Here is a 16,849-nt window from a genome sequence, read left to right on the forward strand (position 1 = left end):
CAGAACCGAGCCTACCTAGCCCAGACCCAGCTGCGTCATGCGCCGCGCGTGCGACTGCTGGAGCCTCCGGAACAGCTGACCGATCCCCGCGAGGTCGCCCGACCCCCGCACGATGAGCTCCGAGAGGCCGTCCCGCTCCGCCACCACGTACTGGGCCTGCGTCAACGCCTCGCCGAGCAGCCGGCGACCCCACAGCGCGAGCCGGTCGCGGACGCGTGGATCAGCCTCGACGGCGGCCAGAACTTCGCGCTCAGCGAACGCCGAGTGGCCCGTGTCGGCGAGCACGGCGAGCACCAGCTCGCGCGTCGGCGCGTCGTCGAGCCACGAACCGACCTCGCGGTAGAAGTCCGCGGCCAGCCCGTCACCCACGTACGCCTTCACGAGCGACTCGAGCCACGATTTGGGACTGGTCGACTCGTGGAACGCGTCGAAGCCCTTCACGAACGGCGCCATCGCGTCCTCGACGGCGATCCCCTCGGCCGCGAGGTGCTTCTGCAACAGCGTGAAGTGCCCGATCTCCGCGGCGGCCATCTGCGCCAACGCCGCGCGCCCCGCCAATGTCGGCGCCGTGCGCGAGTCCTCCGTCATCCGGTCGAAGGCCGAGAGCTCGCCATATGCGAGCGCTCCCAGAAGATCGACAACACCCTCCGCAACACCCATGGTGACGAACTCTAGTGGTCAAATGTGTCTCGCCAGGTAGAATGGGCTCGGACGCCCGGCGTGACGAGTGTGACGAACCGCCGCGAGGCGCACGAAATGGTGCGCGTACACCTTTCCCGCAGCTGCTCTTCAAGCGCGGTCGAGAGGCCCGGCCAGGGCTCGTACGCGCTTGGTACGAGAGAGGCTGATCACCCTGACCGCTGAAGTAGAAGCACATCTGGACCCGGTTCTCCTGGAGCACAGCGAGGCCGGAGTTCCCGAAGAAGACCCGTCGCACCCGCTGCTGGCAGACGCTCCGGTGGCCACCGACGCCCCCACGTTCGCCGAGCTGGGTGTGCGTGACGAGATCGTCAAGGCGCTCGGCGAGGCCGGCATCGTCCGCACGTTCGCCATCCAGGAGCTGACGCTCCCCATCGCACTGTCCGGTGACGACCTGATCGGTCAGGCGCGCACCGGCACCGGCAAGACGCTCGGGTTCGGCGTGCCGCTGCTGCACCGCCTCGACGTGCCCGGCGACGGCACCCCGCAGGCACTTGTGGTCGTGCCCACCCGTGAGCTGTGTCTCCAGGTCGCGCACGACCTCACCGACGCGGCGAAGCACCTCAACGTCAAGGTCACCGCCATCTACGGCGGCATCCCGTACGAGCGGCAGATCGCGCAGCTCCGCAAGGGCGTCGACGTCGTCATCGGCACGCCCGGCCGCCTGCTCGACCTGGCCGAACAGCGCCACCTGGTGCTCGGCAAGGTCGGCGCGCTGGTGCTGGACGAGGCCGACGAGATGCTCGACCTGGGCTTCCTGCCCGACATCGAGCGCATCCTGACCATGGTCCCGGACAAGCGTCAGACCATGCTGTTCAGCGCGACCATGCCGGGCCCGATCATCACGCTGGCCCGCACGTTCCTGAACCAGCCGACGCACATCCGCGCCGAGGAGAACGACGCAGGCCAGACGCACGAGCTGACCAAGCAGTTCGTCTACCGGGCGCACTCGATGGACAAGCTGGAGATGCTGGCCCGCGTGCTGCAGGCCCGTGACCGAGGCCTGTCGATGATCTTCGCGCGGACCAAGCGGACCGCGCAGAAGATCGCCGACGACCTGACCGAACGCGGGTTCGCGGCGGCCGCCGTGCACGGCGACCTGGGCCAGGGCGCGCGTGAGCAGGCGCTGCGGGCGTTCCGCAGCGGCAAGGTCGACGTGCTGGTGGCCACCGATGTCGCGGCGCGCGGCATCGACATCGACGACGTGACGCACGTCATCAACTACCAGTGTCCCGAGGACGAGAAGACCTACGTGCACCGCATCGGCCGCACCGGCCGGGCCGGGCGCGAGGGTGTCGCCGTCACGTTCGTCGACTGGGACGAGACGAACCGCTGGAAGTCCGTCAACGATCTGCTCAACCTGGGCCAGCCGGACCCGATGGAGACCTACTCCACGTCTGATCACCTGTTCGAGGACCTGGGCATCCCGTCCGGCTCCACGGGCAGGCTGCCGCTGAGCCACCGCACGCGTGCAGGCCTGGACGCCGAGGAGGAGGAGAAGCTCGACAACGGCAAGCGCAAGCGTCGTCGTCGCACCGGCTCCACCCGCACCGGCGCCGAGCAGGCCGCTCCGGAGCCGAGCGAGGAGACCAGGCCGAAGCGCAGCAGGTCACGCACCCGCAGCCGCTCCGGCGTGCCGGTCGAGGGCCAGCAGGCCGAGGCTCCCGCGAGCTCGGAACCGGCCGACAAGCCCGCGTCCGACAAGCCGCGCAGGCGTCGGCGTCGCCGAACCTCTGCCGAACAGGCCGCTCCTTCGGCAGACTGATCACATGTCGTCCCCCGGTTCCGACGTCACCGATGTCGAGGACGTCCTCGACGAGCCCGCGCACGAGGCTGGGCCCGCGCTCTCCGAGGACCGTCCGCCCGCCAGGTCGTGGCGCACCCGCGCCGACTTCGTCGCGGTCGCGCTGATCGCCGTGGTCGCGGTCGTCGCGGCCGTGCTGACCTGGGCGTTCAGCGACGCGCGTGCCACGATGTCCGTAACCGGGCCGGCGACGTGGGACCAGCTGCCCGAGGTGATGGCGCTGCCTCCCACGCTCGCCGAGGTGTGGCGTGCGAACAGCGGCGCCACCCAGTCCCCCGTGGTGGTGCTGACGCCGCTGAAGGAGACGGGCGAGGAGAAGCCGTCGACGGTCGTGACCGGCGACGGCGGCGAGGTCAGCGGGCGCGACCCGCTGACCGGCGACGTGCGGTGGAGCTACAAGCGCGATCTGCCGCTGTGCGTCGTCAGCACCGCCTGGGCACGCGCGATGGCCCTGTACTCCAAGGGCACCAACTGCTCCGAGCTCACCTCGCTTGACGGCATCACCGGTGAGCGGCGGGCGCAGCGCAACGGCGACGCGGAACCGGGCACGGCACTGCTCAACGAAGGCTCGCACCTCATCACCACCGGGTCGAAGTACCTGGAGGTCTACCGGCGCGACGACCTGGTGAAGTCGCTCGAGTACGGCAGCCTGCGCGCGATCGTGAACCCGAACAAGCAGCCGCGCGTCGGCTGTGCGTTCGGGTCGGTCGCGGTGACGTCCGGCAGGTTCGCGATGATCGAGCGCTGCCCGGACGACGGCTCCGACCGGGTCTCGGTGCTCAAGCCGAACCCCGACAAGTCCGACGAGCCGAAGGTGTTCACGAGCGTCCTGACCGGCGGCCGGAACGCGCAGGTCGTGGCCGTGACGGACAAGCTCGTCGCGGTCGCGATGCCGAACCCCGGCCGCATCGTCGTGTTCGACGCCGAGACCGGCAACCAGATCACCGAGGTGCCGGTCGACGTGCCGGCCGGGGACTTCACCGACCCGCCGAACCACGTGGCGCGCTCGTTCGCGACCAAGACGAACATCTTCTGGTTCACCGGTTCCAGGACCATCGCCCTGTCCCAGGAAACCCTCACTCCACTGTGGACGGCGGACGGCGCGCTGGGTGCCGGCACGACGCTCGCGGGCCGCGCGCTCATCCCGGTGAAGGACGGCCTGCGGGTGTACGAGCAGGCCACCGGCGAGCTCGTGGGCACGATCCGGGTGAAGCGCGACGGCTATGCCGGCCCTGTGCAACTCGCCACAGCCGGTCCCGTTGTGCTCGAGCAGCGTGGCGAAACCCTGGTCGCGCTGCGATAGTTCCCTCGTGTACTCGCAGATCAGCCCGCACCGGGCACAACGCGTCGACCTTCCGGGCCGGTACGGCACGATCGCGGCGTTGCGTGCGCCCGCGGTGGGCGACGACGCGTTGCGCACGACGGCGCTGCTGGTACCGGGGTACACGGGCTCCAAAGAGGACTTCGCGCCGATGATCGACCTGATCGCGGACGCCGGGTTCGAGGTGCTCGCGATCGACCTGCCCGGTCAGCAGGACTCCGCTGGCCCGGACGACGAGGCCCTCTACCGCCCCGGTCCGCTGGGATCGGTGCTGGCCGAGCTGATCGAGAAGATCGCCGCGGACGGCCGGAAGGTGCTGCTGCTCGGCCACTCCTACGGCGGCCTGGTGGCACGGGCCGCGGTGTTCGCGGGCGCTCCGATCTCCGGCCTCACGCTGATGTCGTCGGGCCCGTCCGAGCTGCCCGCCGGTGAACGCCGCACGGTGCTGGAGGTCGGCGAGCACGTGCTGGCCGAGCAGGGCGTCGAGGGCACCCAGAAGCTGAACGAGCTGCGGTCGGCGCAGAACCCGGCCTACGCGGCGCTTCCGCAGGAGCTGAAGGACTTCTACCGCAACCGGTTCCTGGCCTCGCCCGCCGCCGCGTTGCTCGGCATGGGCAACGGCCTGCGCCACGAACCGGACCAGGTCGCGAAGCTCGCCCGCGCGCTGCGGTCGTCGGGCATCCCGGCGCTGGTGGTGTGCGGTGAGGCCGATGACGCGTGGAGCCCAGCCGCTCAGCGCGACATGGCTGAACGGCTGGACGCCGACTTCGCGGTGCTGCCCGGCGTGATGCACTCCCCGAACACCGAGGCACCGCACGAGCTCATCGCCACGCTGCTGCCCACGTGGCGGGCCTGGCTGACCTCCTGAGAGATCAGCCAGAGCCCACTACCTCACAGCCCGATGGAGATCTCGCGCTCGTCCTTCGCGCCGACGTTCGGGTAGCCCTGGATCTCGGCCTTCGCGAACGCCTTGCCCAGCCCGAACGCACGGTCGTTCGCCTGGACGTTGAGCGTCACCGTCTCGAACGCACCGTTGCAGTTCAGGTTGCTCTGGTAGGCGCCACCGATGGCCACCCCGCCCAGCTTGGCCTGGTTGACGACCAGGTTCAGCGAGGACTGGGTGCCGACCGGGCAGGTGTAGGTCACCTTGACCTCGATCGCGGCACCCCAGGCCTTGAGCTTCGCCGGCGACTCGACCCTGATGAGCCCCGCCGACGGCGACTGCGCGCTCACGTCCGCCATGACCGGCGCGACGGACGCGAGGATCGCGCCACCCGCGACGGCGGCGATCGCCAGCGTCTTACCCCCGGAAAACTTCTTCATGCTTCTGTCCCCTCTACAATTCCGTCCTCTGTGGACGGAAACCCCAGGCCGGCGCAGATGCCGGCCACGATGAGCACGACCGGCAGGTGCCAGAGGAAGTCGAAACCGCTGTGCACCAGCAGGACGACGACCCCCGCCATCGCCCCTGCCCACAACGGCGTGCCGCGGCCTCGCCACATCGCGACGAGCACCGCGACCACCACCCCCAATGCCAGGACGAGCCCGACAGCCCCCAGTTCGACGAGCACCTGCAGGTACTCGTTGTGCACGTAACGCATGAAGCGGGTGCCTTGGTTGCCCTGCTCGAAAAAAAGAGATGCATTCCCCGGCCCGGTCCCCAGCAGAGGGGATCGCGCGATGAGTTCGAGCGCGGCTCCGGTGGCCCCGCTGCGGTCCGGTGAGCTGAACGTGACCCTGCTGGACAGCCGGTCCGCGAACCCGATGAGAGCGGCAGCGCCGAAGACCGGCACCAGCACCGCGTACCGCCCCAGCTTGTGCAGCCACAGTGCCACCAGGGCGCCGGCGACCAGGCCGGCGACCGCGGCCAGGTACCGCGGCTCGTCGGCCGCCCGCATCGTCGGCAGCAACGCGACGACCGCGACCACGGCGCCGAACAACGGGGGCGCCGCCGCGGCGACGGTCTTCTTGAAGCCCGAGAACACGCACAGCACCAGCAACCCGGCCATCAACGCGATCGCGGCAGCGCGGCTCATCGTGGTACCGATCCCGGTGCACAGCAGGAACGCCATCAGCGAGGTGAGCAGCGTCCGTTTCAAGACCAGCGACAACACCGCGGCAGCCGCCATCACCGCGGCGGCGGCGTTCGGGTAGGTCAAGGTGGACGACGCGCGCAGCAACCCTTCCGACACCGTCGTCCAGGACTGGATCCGGAACACCACGGCGACCCAGCCGGTGAGCGCGACCAGCGCGCCGACGCCGACGACCACCGTGGCCAGCAGTTCACGCTGCTCACGATCAGCCTGTGCCACAACGAGTACGGCGCCCGCGAAGACACCGGCGGCGGCCATGGTCGGCAGCGCCGACACCACGTCACCCTCCAGCAGCCCGCGCACCCCGGCCCACAAGGCGAACACTCCGCCCAGTGCCGCGACGACGTTCGGCCGGGGTCGCGCGAGCACCACGGCCACGCCGACCAGCAGCCCGGACATCACCCGGCCGGGCAGGTAGTACCCGCCCTGCGCGACGACCGCGGCGGCGAACCCCGCCACCACCAGCAACACCGGAACGGGCAACGCCACCGTTTCCCGGCGCGCGCCAACGACTTCCCCTGCGACCACTGTTTTCCCCCAGAGCTTCGAACCCGCCTCCCCAAGCGGATTGAGAGCACACTGTAGGTGCCAGGAGGTCCCGGCGGAAGCCCGATCGCCCGTCAGCTCAACAACACTGCGGTGAACGCTCCGAGCAACATGAACGGCCCGAACGGCAGCGAGCTCTTCAGCGTGACCCGCCGCAGGAACAACAGGACCAGCGACACGGCGGCCGACAGGATGAACGCCAGCGCGGCGCCGAGGAGCAGCACCGGCCAGCCGAGCCACGCCAGCGCCATGCCGATGACCCCGGACAGCTTCACATCGCCGTAGCCCATCCCGGCCGGGTTGATGAACTCCAGCACCTGGTAGACGAACGCGAGCAGCAGCGCGCCGAGCACCGCGCGACCGAGCGCGCCGATCGTGCCGCCGGTCAGCGCTGCCACGGTCAGCAGGATCAGCACCGCCGGGTACGCGGGCAGCGTCAGCACGTCCGGAAGCCGGCGCACGGCCGTGTCGATGAACGCGAGAGCGACCCCGACCGCGCCGAGGCAGGCGAACGCGAGGACCTCCACCGAGCCCGCGAACTTGGTCGCGAGCACGGCCAGCACGGCCGCCGACACCAGCGGCAGCGCCATGCCGGTGCGCGTGAACCGGTTGACCAGGTCGCGCAGCGCGACGCCGGAGGCGAGTCCGCCGACTGCGCCGCCCACGGCCCAGAGAAGTGTCATGCGATCAACGGTAGGTCGCGCACGGTTTCAACGGAACGTGATGGCGGCAGGTATGGCCGGGTGGTCGACAGCGTGTCCCCCGATCGACCGACATGTCCCCCGAACTGCAGGTTCGTTACACCTCTTCGTCCGATACCGAACTCGCACAGCGGTCACGCAGAGTCGCAACGTCCACAATTCGGATCCCTCCAGGAGACCGCCATGCTCATGTTCATCAGCTACGCGCAGACGTTCCTGACCCGGGCCGCCGCCAGGCGCGAGAGGAGCGACAGAGGCGCGACCGCCGTCGAGTACGGCCTGATGGTCGCTCTCATCGCCATCGTGATCATCGCCGGCGTGACACTGCTCGGCACCAATCTGCTCGCGCTGTTCAACAACATCGCCGGCAAGCTCAAGTGATGCCGCGTCGGCATGACGTGGACCGCGGCGCCACCGCCGTCGAGTACGGCCTCATGCTGGCGCTGATCGTGGTCGCCGCGATGGTGGCCATCACCGCTGTCGGCCAGAACATGGACGCGCTTTTCAAGTTCATCGCCGACGTGATCGACGGCTGAAGTCTCCTGTTCCCGCGCGGCCGGCGTTCCCCTCCGCCGGCCGCGCGCCTTTCTTCGGAGCGGTCATGACCGTAAGAGCTCGCGATCGCGGCGCGACCGCTGTCGAAGTCGCCCTGTTGATGCCGATCCTGCTGGTTCTGGTGATGGGCATCGTCGACTTCGGGCGCGCGTTGCACGCCCAGATAACGCTGACCCAGGCGGCACGTGAAGGCGTTCGCGTCGCCGCGTTGCAACAACCGAACGCCGCTGGCCGCACGCAGAGCGCCGCCACCGGCCTGTCCGGTGTCGGCGTCACCGTCACCTCGTGCCCCACCGGTTCGGCGGGCGGCTCCAGCGCCGAGGTGCAGGCCACCTACACGTTCGAGTTCATCACGCCGATCGGCGCCCTCGCCGGGATGTTCGGCGGCGGTGGCATCGGCGCCCCGATCACGTTGAGCGCCAAGGGAGTCATGCCATGCGAAGGCTGAGGGCGGACGACCGGGGCGCACTCGGGGTGCTCATCAGCATCCTGCTCGGATTCGGGGTCCTGCTCGGCATGGGCGCGATCGCCATCGACGTCGGCCAGATCTATCAGGAGCGCGCCGAGCTGCAGAACGGTGCCGACGCGGGTGCGCTCGCCGTCGCCCGCGGCTGCGCCACCGGTGCCTCGACGTGTCTGGTGAACAAGGCGAACTACTACGCCAACCACAACGCCAAGGACGGCGTGTCCACTGTGGACAAGGTGTGCGGGTTCGACGGCAGCGGCGTGCTGTCGTCGTGCAGCGGCTCCTCGGGCACGATGGTCGACTGCCCGGCGAAGCCCGCTTCCGGCACCAAGTACGTGGACGTGCACACCTCGACGCAGACCTCCGGAGGCGACACGCTGCTGCCACCCGCGTTCGCCAGAACGTTGGCGGGCAACGACTCCTACTCGGGAACGCGCGTGCAAGCCTGTGCCCGCGCGGCCTGGGGCTCACCGAAGACGGCGACCACCATCGCGCTCACGATCTCGTGGTGCGAGTGGTCGACGGCGACCTCTGGCGGCACCGTGTACGGCCCGACACCGCCCGCCACGCCGCCGTTGTCGGTGCATCAGGTGCTCAAGCTGCACACGACCAGCGGCACGGGTTGTCCTGGCGGACCGGCCGGGTCGGACGGTCCCGGTGAGTTCGGCTGGGTCGACGAGGTCGACAACGACTGTTCGGTGCTGATCAACAACAACACCTACAGCTCGGACACCGGTGCCTCAGCCGGCAAGGACTGCAAGACCGCGCTGGCCGCGTCGTGGTCCTCCCACCTGCCCGTCTGGCTTCCCGTCTACACGAAGGTGACCGGAACCGGCACCGGCGGAACCTACTCGCTGTCCGGCTTCGCGGGCTTCGTGATCACCGGGTACTGGATCCCCGGCGCGTCGCAAAAGGACTGGCTGACGAACAAGGACGAGTGCAAGGGCTCGGACAAGTGCATCGCGGGCTACTTCATCAAGGGCCTGATCCCCACCACCGGCACCATCGGCGGTCCCGACCTCGGTGCCTACATCGTCCAGCTCACCGGCTGAAATCCCAGGAGACGTCATGAGAAACCGCGCATTCATCATCATCCTGGCGGTGTTGCTGGCCGTGTGCGGCAGCGCCGGGGTGTTCCTCTACGTCCGCAGCGCCGACTCACGTGCCATCGCGGGCCAGCAGGCCGTCAGCGTGCTGGTCGCGAAGGAGCGCATTCCCGCCGGCACCTCCGCGGGATCGCTGGCCGACCTCGTGGAGAAGCAGCAGATGCCGAAGAGCAGCGTTCCCGAGAACAGCCTGTCCTCTGTGGACTCCTCGCTGATCTCCCTCGTGACGTCGTCGGAGATCGCCGAAGGCCAGCTGCTCACCAAGTCCCTGTTCACCGAGCCCGCCTCACTGGCCAAGGGCATCTCGATCCCCGACGGGATGATCGCGGTGACCGTGCCGACCGAGGCGTGGCAACGGGCCGGTGGTCTCATCCAGAAGGGCTCGAAGGTCGCGGTCTTCGACACCTTCACCGTCATGGACGGCAAGGGGAACACTCCCGCCGGCGACGGTCTTTCCAAGCAGTACGAACGCAACCAGTCCACCCGTCTGCTGCTGACCGGCCTCGAGGTCCTCTCCGTCGTCGACGAGAAGAAGGCCGCGGAGGACGGCGATGTCGGCAAGGCGATCGTCACCGTCGCGGTGAAGCAGGCGGACGCGGAGAAGCTCATCCACGGCCAGCAGACCGGAACGCTCTACTTCGCGCTGCTCGGCGGCAAGTCCGAGATCGCGCCGGGCAACGGCGTCGACAACCGCTCCCTGTTCGGAAACTGAGGCCTGCCATGACGATCCTGTGCGAACCGGCCTCCGGTGCCGGACAGCTCTTCCCCGCACTCGGCGGTGAGGCCGGCGTCGCCGAGTCGCTGGCCGAAGCCTCCAGGATGCTCGGCGCAGACCCCCACGAGTCGCTCGTCGTGGTGGGCTCCACGATCAACCTGGACGAAGCGCTGAGGTTCACCGAGGCGTTGCGGCTCGAACGGCCCGCGGTCGGTGTGGTGCTGCTGCGCGACGTGCTCGACATCGCGGTGCTGAGCAGGGCGTTGCGTTCCGGTGTCCGCGAAGTCGTCGCGCGGGACGACCTCGCGTCGCTGGTGGACGCCTGCGCCCGGTCGCGGGCGTTGTCCGCCCAGGTGACCGGCGTGCCGCAACCCCGCTTCACCGAGCGCAGGCAGGGCCAGGTCGTCACCGTGTTCGCGGCGAAGGGCGGGTGCGGCAAGACGACGCTCGCGGTGAACCTCGCCGCGGTGCTCGCGGTCGGCGGTGAGCGGTCGGTCTGCCTGGTGGACCTCGACCTCGCGTTCGGTGACGTCGGCATCTGCCTGCGAGCCGAACCGGTCCGCACGATCGTGCACGGGCTCGGGATGCTCGGCCACATCGACGTCGCGGGCGCCTCGTCGCTGCTCACCCCGTGCCGGCCGGGCTTGAGCGCGTTGCTCGCACCGGTCGAACCCGGTGACGCGGAACGGGTTCCGGCGTCGATGGTCAGCGAGCTGCTGGAGGTGCTGCCGACGATGTTCGACTACGTCGTGGTCGACACGCCTTCCGCCTTCAGCGAGCACGTGCTCGCGGCGATGGACGCCTCGCACCACCACGTCCTGCTGACCACGCCGGACGTGCCCGCGCTGAAGAACCTGCGCGTGACGCTGGACATGCTCGATCTGCTGTCCTACGCGCACGACATCCGTTCGGTCGTGCTGAACCGGTCCGACTCGAAGGTCGGCCTCACCATGGACGACATCGACCGCGTTGTGCGCAGCGACATCCGCGCGCACGTGCCGTCCAGCCGGGACGTGCCGATCTCGGTCAACAAGGGCAACCCGATCGTCCTCGACCTGCCCAGGCACCCGGTGAGCGAGGCGATCGCGCGGTTCGCCCGTGAGCACGTGCTCGCCGAACCCGCCGTCGTCGCGGCCAAGTCGAAGAGGTGGTTCCGATGAGCCTGGCCAACCGCATCGCCGCCCAGCGGGAGTCCTCGTCACCGGCACCGGTGCTGCGGCGCCAGGCCCGTGTCGCGGACCCGTTCGCCGAGGTCAAGCGCAGTGTGCACGCGGGCCTGCTGGAGGTGCTGGGCCCCAAGCTCTACGACGCGCACCTCGACCAGCGCGAGCTCGAAACCCGTGTGCGCCAGACGTTGCAGGCGGTGCTGGAACGCGACGAGACACCGTTGACCAACGCCGACCGCGCCCGCATCTCGCTGGAGGTCCTGGACGAGATCCTCGGCCACGGCCCGTTGGAGCCCTATCTGCGCGACGCGAGCATCTCCGAGATCATGGTCAACGGGTTCGACCAGGTCTACGTCGAGCGCGCGGGCCGGTTGGAGCCGGTTCCGGTGGCGTTCGCGGACGAGTCGCACCTGCGCCGCACGATCGACAAGATCGTCGCCAAGGTCGGCCGTCGCGTCGACGAGGCCTCGCCGATGGTCGACGCCCGCCTTCCCGACGGCAGCCGCGTCAACGCCGTCGTGCCGCCGATCGCCTTGGACGGCTCGGTTCTGACGATCCGGAAGTTCGCCGCCGACCCGTTCACCGTCGACGACCTGGTCGGGTTCGGCACGCTCACGCCCACCACCGCGTACCTGTTGCAGGCCTGCGTGCACGGGCGGATGAACATCCTGATCGGCGGCGGCACCGGCTCGGGCAAGACGACGTCGTTGAACGTGCTGTCGTCCTTCGTGCCTCCCGACGAGCGCATCGTGACCATCGAGGACGCCGCCGAGCTCCAGCTGCGCCAGGACCACGTGCTGCGCCTGGAAGCCCGTCCGCCGAACGTGGAGTCGCGCGGTGAGGTCGCCGTGCGCGACCTGGTCCGCAACGCACTGCGCATGAGGCCCGACCGCATCATCGTCGGCGAGGTTCGCGACGGTGCCGCGCTGGACATGCTGCAGGCGATGAACACCGGTCACGACGGCTCGATCACGACCGTGCACTCGAACTCGCCGCGCGACTCGTTGTCCCGCTTGGAGACCATGGTGCTGATGGCGGGCGTGGACCTGCCGGCACGGGCGATCCGCGAGCAGATGGCGTCCGCGATCGACGTGATCGTGCACCAGACGCGGCTCAAGGACGGGACGCGGCGGATCACCCACATCACCGAGGTGATCGGGATGGAGGGCGACGTCGTGACCCTGCAGGACCTGTTCCTCTTCGACTTCCACGCCGGGGTCGACGAGCGCGGGTTCTACCGCGGGTCGTTGCAGTCGACCGGGCTGCGGCCGCATTTCGTGGAACGGCTGCGGGACCGCGGCATCGAGGTTCCGCCGCACCTGTTCGTGGGTGGTGCGCGATGAGACGAGTTCTCGCCGGGCTCCTGATCGGGGCCGCGCTGACGTTCGTGTTCAGCGCCTTCGCCGTTGCCTCTGCCGCACCGTCTCGCGGGGTGGTGGTGCTGCTCGACACCAGCGGGTCGATGGCGCCGGACCGGATTGTCGTGGCACGCCAGGCGATCGCGACCTACGTGGGCTCTCTTCCCGCGGACGTGCAGGTCGGTCTGGTCGCGTTCTCGTCGCAGGCATCGCTGGTGCTCGCGCCCACCGCGGACCGGGGTGCTCTGACAGGCGCGCTGGATCGGTTGCAGGCCAAGGGTGACACGTCGTTGTTCGACGCGGTTCCGGTCGGACTGTCGGCACTGCAGGGGTTCTCCGAGCGGCGGATGGTCATCGTGTCCGACGGCGAGGACACCGTCTCCCGGTCCACTGTGGACGCCGCCGTCTCGGCCGTCGCCTCCGCCGGCGTGCCGACCGACGTGATCGGGTTCCAGTACAGCGACGAGGCCTTGCGCCGCATCGCTTCCGCCGCCGGGGGCCGGTTGCTGACCGCTTCCGACGCAGCCGCGCTCGCCGCCGCTTTCGCCGCGCTGGCAGTGCCTTCTTCGGTGGCTCCTGCGCCTGCTCCGGTTTCCGTGGCGGCTCCCGCTCCGGTGGTCGTCGCTCCCCCGGTCGTGACTCCCGGGCAGAACTGGCTGGCAGGGGTGCTGATCGCCGGGACGTTCCTGGTGGTGTTCCTGATCGTGTTCATGGTGCTGACGCCACGCCGTTCCGTCGCGGGACGGCGGCTGGAGCACCACCTCGACCAGTACACCAAGCAGGAACCCGTTGTGCAGGAAGAAAGTCAGGCCGCGCAGACCGCCGTGGTGTGGACCGCTCGGGTGATGAGCGCGGACGGCACGGCCCGCACGGCGGACCGCCTGGACCTCGCGGGCATGAAGGCGAGCGCGGCGGAGTGGACACTGCTCCGCGTCTGCGGCTCTGCCGTGCTCGCCGCGGTGCTGAGCCTGGTGACGACGTGGTGGATCGGCATTCCGCTGGGCGCGCTCTGCGGATGGCTGCTGACGGCGCTGTACGTCAGGATGCGCATCTCGAAGCGCCGTGCCGCGTTCGCCGACCAGCTCCCGGACGTGCTGCAGCTGGTCGCCAGCTCGTTGCGCTCGGGTTTCTCGCTGGCCCAGTCGATCGACGCCGTGGTGCGGGACGACACCCAGCCGACCGCGGGCGAGTTCTCCCGCGCACTGGCCGCCACCCGCATCGGCGCCGAGCTCGAGGACGCCCTGGAGCGCGTGGCGTTCCGGATGAACAGCGCGGACCTGGCGTGGGTCGTGATGGCCGTGCGGATCCAACGGCAAGTAGGCGGCAACCTCGCAGAGGTCCTGATGAACACCGTCGCGACCATGCGCGAGCGTGCGCAGACAAGGCGCCACGTCCGTGCGTTGTCCGCGGAAGGCCGCCTCTCGGCCTACGTCCTGGTCGGGCTGCCGGTCGCGCTGGCCCTGTTCCTGTTCCTGTTCAGGCCGGAGTACATGCGGCCGCTCTACACGACGTTGATGGGCCTCGTGATGCTCGGAGGCGCGTTCGTGCTCCTCGTTCTCGGCTCGCTCTGGATGCGCAAGCTAGTGCGCGTGGAGGTGTGACATGGCGCTGTACATCGGACTCGGCTGCCTGCTGCTAGCGGTCGCGTTGGCCGCCGTCGCCCTGATGCTCCGGCCACGAGTCACCGCGGCCGGCTCACTGGCCCTGATCGAGACGAGCTACTCGGCGGCCGTCGTCTCTTCGCAGGAAGTGGCCCAGTCGCCGAGCTGGCTGCGGTCACTGGGCCTGCGACTCTCGCCCGCGGGCGTGGCGTCGCGCCTGCAACACCGCCTGGACCTGGCCGGCAACCCGCCCACCTGGACCCCGGACCGCGTCCTGGCGTTCAAGGGCATGGGCCTGCTGCTAGGCGGCGCGCTGGGCGCCCTGCTCACCTTCCGCTCGGTGGGCTGGCTGGTGGTGGGCCTCTGCGTCGGCGCCGTGTTCGGGTTCTTCCTGCCTGACCTGCTGCTCGTCAACGCGGGCCAGAAGCGCCAGGAGAAGATCCGCCGTGCACTGCCCGACGCCATGGACATGCTGACCGTGTGCGTGGAGGCAGGTCTCGGCTTCGACGCGGCCCTGGCCCAGGTGGCCCGCAACACGAACGGCCCGCTGGCCCAGGAGTGCGCCCGCGTGCTGCAGGAGATGCAGATCGGCAAGTCCCGCAACCAGGCGCTGCGAGCGTTGACCGAGCGCACAACGGTGGCCGAACTGCGCGCGTTCGTCTCGGCCCTCGCCCAAGCGGGCGAACTGGGCGTCCCGATCGCCTCGGTGCTGCGCGAACAGGCCCGCGAGATGCGGGTGCGCCGTCGCCAGCGGGCCGAGGAACAGGCCCAGAAGGTGCCGGTGAAAATCCTGTTCCCGCTGATCGCGTGCCTGTTCCCCGCCATGTTCGTGGTCATCATCGGTCCGGGCGCCATCAGCATCGCCCGCGTGCTGATGAGCCTGTGACGCCTGGTGAACCTGTGGGCGACCGATGGCGCCTGATGACCTGCGAGGCCCCAGCCCGGCTTGACGGACCCGTGAAGCCCCTTGCCCCGCCTGGCGAACCTGGGAGGCCCTGACCAGCCTGGCGAACCTGCGGCCCCTTGCCCTGCCTGCGAATCTGCGAGGCCCCGCCCGGCTTGGCGAACCTGCGGGCCCTTGCCCCGCCTGGCGAACCTGTGAAGCCCTGTCCAGCCTGACGAACCTGCGGGCCCCTTGCCCCTCCTGCCTGACGAACCTGGGAGGCCCCGGCCGGCCTGACGAACCTGCGAGGCCCCCTGCCGGCCCTCGCGAACCTGCGGGGCCCGCCCAGCCTGGCGAACCTGGGAGGCCCTGCCCGGACGGGACCAAATGCTCTATTAGTCCCTTCGGTGTAACCATCTGAGACGTTCGGAACGACATGCGGGTTGAGCCTTCAACCGAGTGGGGTCAGCCATGGTGATCAGAGTCGTCATCGTCGACGGACACACGCTCACCCGTTTCGGCCTCACGACGCTCGCCGCCGCGCATCCCGATCTCGAGGTGGTCGCGGAGGCGAACACCGGCGCCGAAGCCCTCGACGTCATCGCCTCGACCTCACCGGACGTGGTCACCGTCGCCGTGGGCCTGCCCGACTGCGACGGCCTCCGCCTGGCCCGGGACCTGCGCGACCGCTACCCGTCACTGGGCATCGTGGTCCTGACCGCGCACGGCGAGGACGACGTGCTGTTCCGCGCCCTCGAGACCGGCGCCTCGGCCTTCGTGGGCAAGAGCGCCCCGGTCGAGGAGATCCTCTGCGCCATCCGGCACGCGGCCGTGGCAGCCTCGTCGTTCACCGCCGCGGGCCTGGCGAACGCGATGGCACGCCGCCAGTCGACCGCCGCCCGGCTGGCCCTGAGCCCCCGCGAGCGCGAGGTGCTGATGCTGCTGCGGGACGGCGTCTCGATCCCGGCGATCGCTCGCACCCTGTACGTCTCGCCGCCGACGGCCAAGACGTACGTGTCGCGCCTCTACGAGAAGCTCGGCGCTTCCAACCGGGCCCAGGCCTTGATGGCGGCACTGCGCAACGGGCTGATCCGAAGCGATGCGGCGACTGCCTGAGCTTCGCCCCGCCCCCCGCGCTTCCTCATTGCGGAACGAACAAACGGCATTTTCGGTTCCCCGGCTGTCCACAGGTTACGCGAAATCCCGAAACCGCAGGTCAGAACTCCGCAGCCCTGTGGACAACTCGCGATCTTGGTCCAGGCGACCCGCGATCTAGGCCCACCAGAACGTCCACAGCGTCGCCCCGGTCACGACCAGCACCGCCAGCGAGGCCACCGGCGCCTTCCAGTCCGCGTACCGGTCGGCCACGACCTGCCCGCCGATTACGAGCAGCGCCGCCACCACGTGCGCGACGACCGACAAAGCGCCAGGCCCGGGCAGGTCACGTGCGTTCGCGTAGAACTGGACGCCGATGTTCCCCAGCGCGAGAAGCACGATGCCCACCGCGAGCACACCGCTCACGGCGCGCAGGATTCCGAAGGTCCGCGACGGCCGCTTTGCTGCTTCCACGTCCACCCCCGCCACCCTACGGGCCCGCCTGTGCCGGTGCCTCAAGGGTCACGGGCGGCGCAGAAGGCCCCGACGCCTCCCAGACACGGCACGACAAAGGACCTGCCGCCTCCCGGCAAGGCCCGACAAGACACCAGCGCCGCCTCCCTGGGGACAGCGCGACAAAACACCACGGCGCTGCCCCGGCACAACGCAGCAAGAAAGCCGGCTCCGCCTCCCCGGCAAGCGCGACAAGACGCCCGCGCCCGTACCCGAGGGCAGCCGAT

18 protein-coding genes are annotated in these 16,849 nt (G+C 69.6%); 13 read left to right on the top strand and 5 right to left on the bottom strand.

What is annotated here, in order from left to right; all coding sequences use genetic code 11:
• Positions 1-15 precede the first annotated feature (15 nt).
• Complete coding sequence (locus tag ABZ345_RS30575) at positions 16-660, bottom strand: ferritin-like fold-containing protein (protein WP_359856160.1); 645 nt, start codon at positions 658-660, stop codon at positions 16-18.
• 169 nt (positions 661-829) lie between these two features.
• Between ABZ345_RS30575 and ABZ345_RS30580 the strand changes: the two genes are divergently transcribed.
• From ABZ345_RS30580 to ABZ345_RS30590, 3 genes are read left to right on the top strand one after another with little or no spacing between them, the layout of a single operon-like run.
• Complete coding sequence (locus ABZ345_RS30580) at positions 830-2,464, top strand: DEAD/DEAH box helicase (protein ID WP_359856163.1); 1,635 nt, start codon at positions 830-832, stop codon at positions 2,462-2,464.
• 4 nt (positions 2,465-2,468) lie between these two features.
• Entirely contained in the window at positions 2,469-3,806 is a 1,338-nt protein-coding gene (locus ABZ345_RS30585) for a PQQ-binding-like beta-propeller repeat protein (RefSeq protein WP_359856165.1), read from the top strand.
• Between the two features lie 7 nt (positions 3,807-3,813).
• Positions 3,814-4,692, top strand: a complete 879-nt coding sequence (locus tag ABZ345_RS30590; protein ID WP_359856168.1) for an alpha/beta hydrolase — start codon at positions 3,814-3,816, stop codon at positions 4,690-4,692.
• A gap of 23 nt (positions 4,693-4,715) precedes the next feature.
• Here ABZ345_RS30590 and ABZ345_RS30595 read toward each other — a convergent pair whose 3' ends face one another.
• The 3 genes from ABZ345_RS30595 to ABZ345_RS30605 form a co-directional block, all read right to left on the bottom strand.
• Positions 4,716-5,147 carry a hypothetical protein gene (locus ABZ345_RS30595; protein ID WP_359856170.1) on the bottom strand — a complete coding sequence of 144 codons (432 nt, stop codon included), beginning with the start codon at positions 5,145-5,147 and terminating at the stop codon, positions 4,716-4,718.
• Positions 5,144-6,445, bottom strand: coding sequence for an O-antigen ligase family protein (locus ABZ345_RS30600; protein WP_359856173.1), 1,302 nt, complete (start codon positions 6,443-6,445; stop codon positions 5,144-5,146). The genes ABZ345_RS30595 and ABZ345_RS30600 overlap by 4 nt, the downstream gene beginning before the upstream one ends.
• Positions 6,446-6,537: 92 nt before the next feature.
• A complete protein-coding gene (locus ABZ345_RS30605) occupies positions 6,538-7,146 on the bottom strand; it encodes an A24 family peptidase (RefSeq protein ID WP_359856176.1) in 609 nt (202 codons plus the stop codon).
• A gap of 201 nt (positions 7,147-7,347) precedes the next feature.
• Between ABZ345_RS30605 and ABZ345_RS30610 the strand changes: the two genes are divergently transcribed.
• The 10 genes from ABZ345_RS30610 to ABZ345_RS30655 all read left to right on the top strand — a co-directional run bounded on the left by ABZ345_RS30610 (position 7,348) and on the right by ABZ345_RS30655 (position 16,130).
• Positions 7,348-7,545, top strand: a complete 198-nt coding sequence (locus tag ABZ345_RS30610; protein WP_359856179.1) for a Flp family type IVb pilin — start codon at positions 7,348-7,350, stop codon at positions 7,543-7,545.
• Positions 7,545-7,700, top strand: a complete 156-nt coding sequence (locus ABZ345_RS30615; protein ID WP_359856182.1) for a Flp family type IVb pilin — start codon at positions 7,545-7,547, stop codon at positions 7,698-7,700. The genes ABZ345_RS30610 and ABZ345_RS30615 overlap by 1 nt, the downstream gene beginning before the upstream one ends.
• Positions 7,701-7,765: 65 nt before the next feature.
• On the top strand, positions 7,766-8,167 hold the full coding sequence (locus ABZ345_RS30620) for a TadE/TadG family type IV pilus assembly protein (RefSeq protein WP_359856185.1): 402 nt from the start codon (positions 7,766-7,768) through the stop codon (positions 8,165-8,167).
• Positions 8,155-9,237, top strand: a complete 1,083-nt coding sequence (locus ABZ345_RS30625) for a TadE/TadG family type IV pilus assembly protein (protein WP_359856187.1) — start codon at positions 8,155-8,157, stop codon at positions 9,235-9,237. The genes ABZ345_RS30620 and ABZ345_RS30625 overlap by 13 nt, the downstream gene beginning before the upstream one ends.
• A gap of 16 nt (positions 9,238-9,253) precedes the next feature.
• A complete protein-coding gene (gene cpaB / locus ABZ345_RS30630) occupies positions 9,254-10,003 on the top strand; it encodes a Flp pilus assembly protein CpaB (protein WP_359856190.1) in 750 nt (249 codons plus the stop codon).
• 8 nt (positions 10,004-10,011) lie between these two features.
• Entirely contained in the window at positions 10,012-11,166 is a 1,155-nt protein-coding gene (locus tag ABZ345_RS30635; protein WP_359856193.1) for an AAA family ATPase, read from the top strand.
• The gene (locus ABZ345_RS30640) at positions 11,163-12,515 is read left to right on the top strand and encodes a CpaF family protein (RefSeq protein WP_359856196.1); all 1,353 of its coding nucleotides are present in this window, start codon (positions 11,163-11,165) and stop codon (positions 12,513-12,515) included. Before ABZ345_RS30635 ends, ABZ345_RS30640 begins: the two co-directional genes overlap by 4 nt.
• Positions 12,512-14,131, top strand: a complete 1,620-nt coding sequence (locus ABZ345_RS30645) for a VWA domain-containing protein (protein WP_359856199.1) — start codon at positions 12,512-12,514, stop codon at positions 14,129-14,131. The genes ABZ345_RS30640 and ABZ345_RS30645 overlap by 4 nt, the downstream gene beginning before the upstream one ends.
• A gap of 1 nt (position 14,132) precedes the next feature.
• Positions 14,133-15,017, top strand: a complete 885-nt coding sequence (locus tag ABZ345_RS30650) for a type II secretion system F family protein (RefSeq protein ID WP_359856202.1) — start codon at positions 14,133-14,135, stop codon at positions 15,015-15,017.
• Between the two features lie 468 nt (positions 15,018-15,485).
• Entirely contained in the window at positions 15,486-16,130 is a 645-nt protein-coding gene (locus tag ABZ345_RS30655; protein WP_359856205.1) for a response regulator transcription factor, read from the top strand.
• A 156-nt stretch (positions 16,131-16,286) separates the two neighbouring features.
• Here ABZ345_RS30655 and ABZ345_RS30660 read toward each other — a convergent pair whose 3' ends face one another.
• Complete coding sequence (locus ABZ345_RS30660) at positions 16,287-16,589, bottom strand: hypothetical protein (protein ID WP_359856208.1); 303 nt, start codon at positions 16,587-16,589, stop codon at positions 16,287-16,289.
• Positions 16,590-16,849: the final 260 nt, after the last annotated feature.

The organism is Lentzea sp. NPDC005914 (genome assembly GCF_040629405.1).
GTDB lineage: Bacteria > Actinomycetota > Actinomycetes > Mycobacteriales > Pseudonocardiaceae > Lentzea.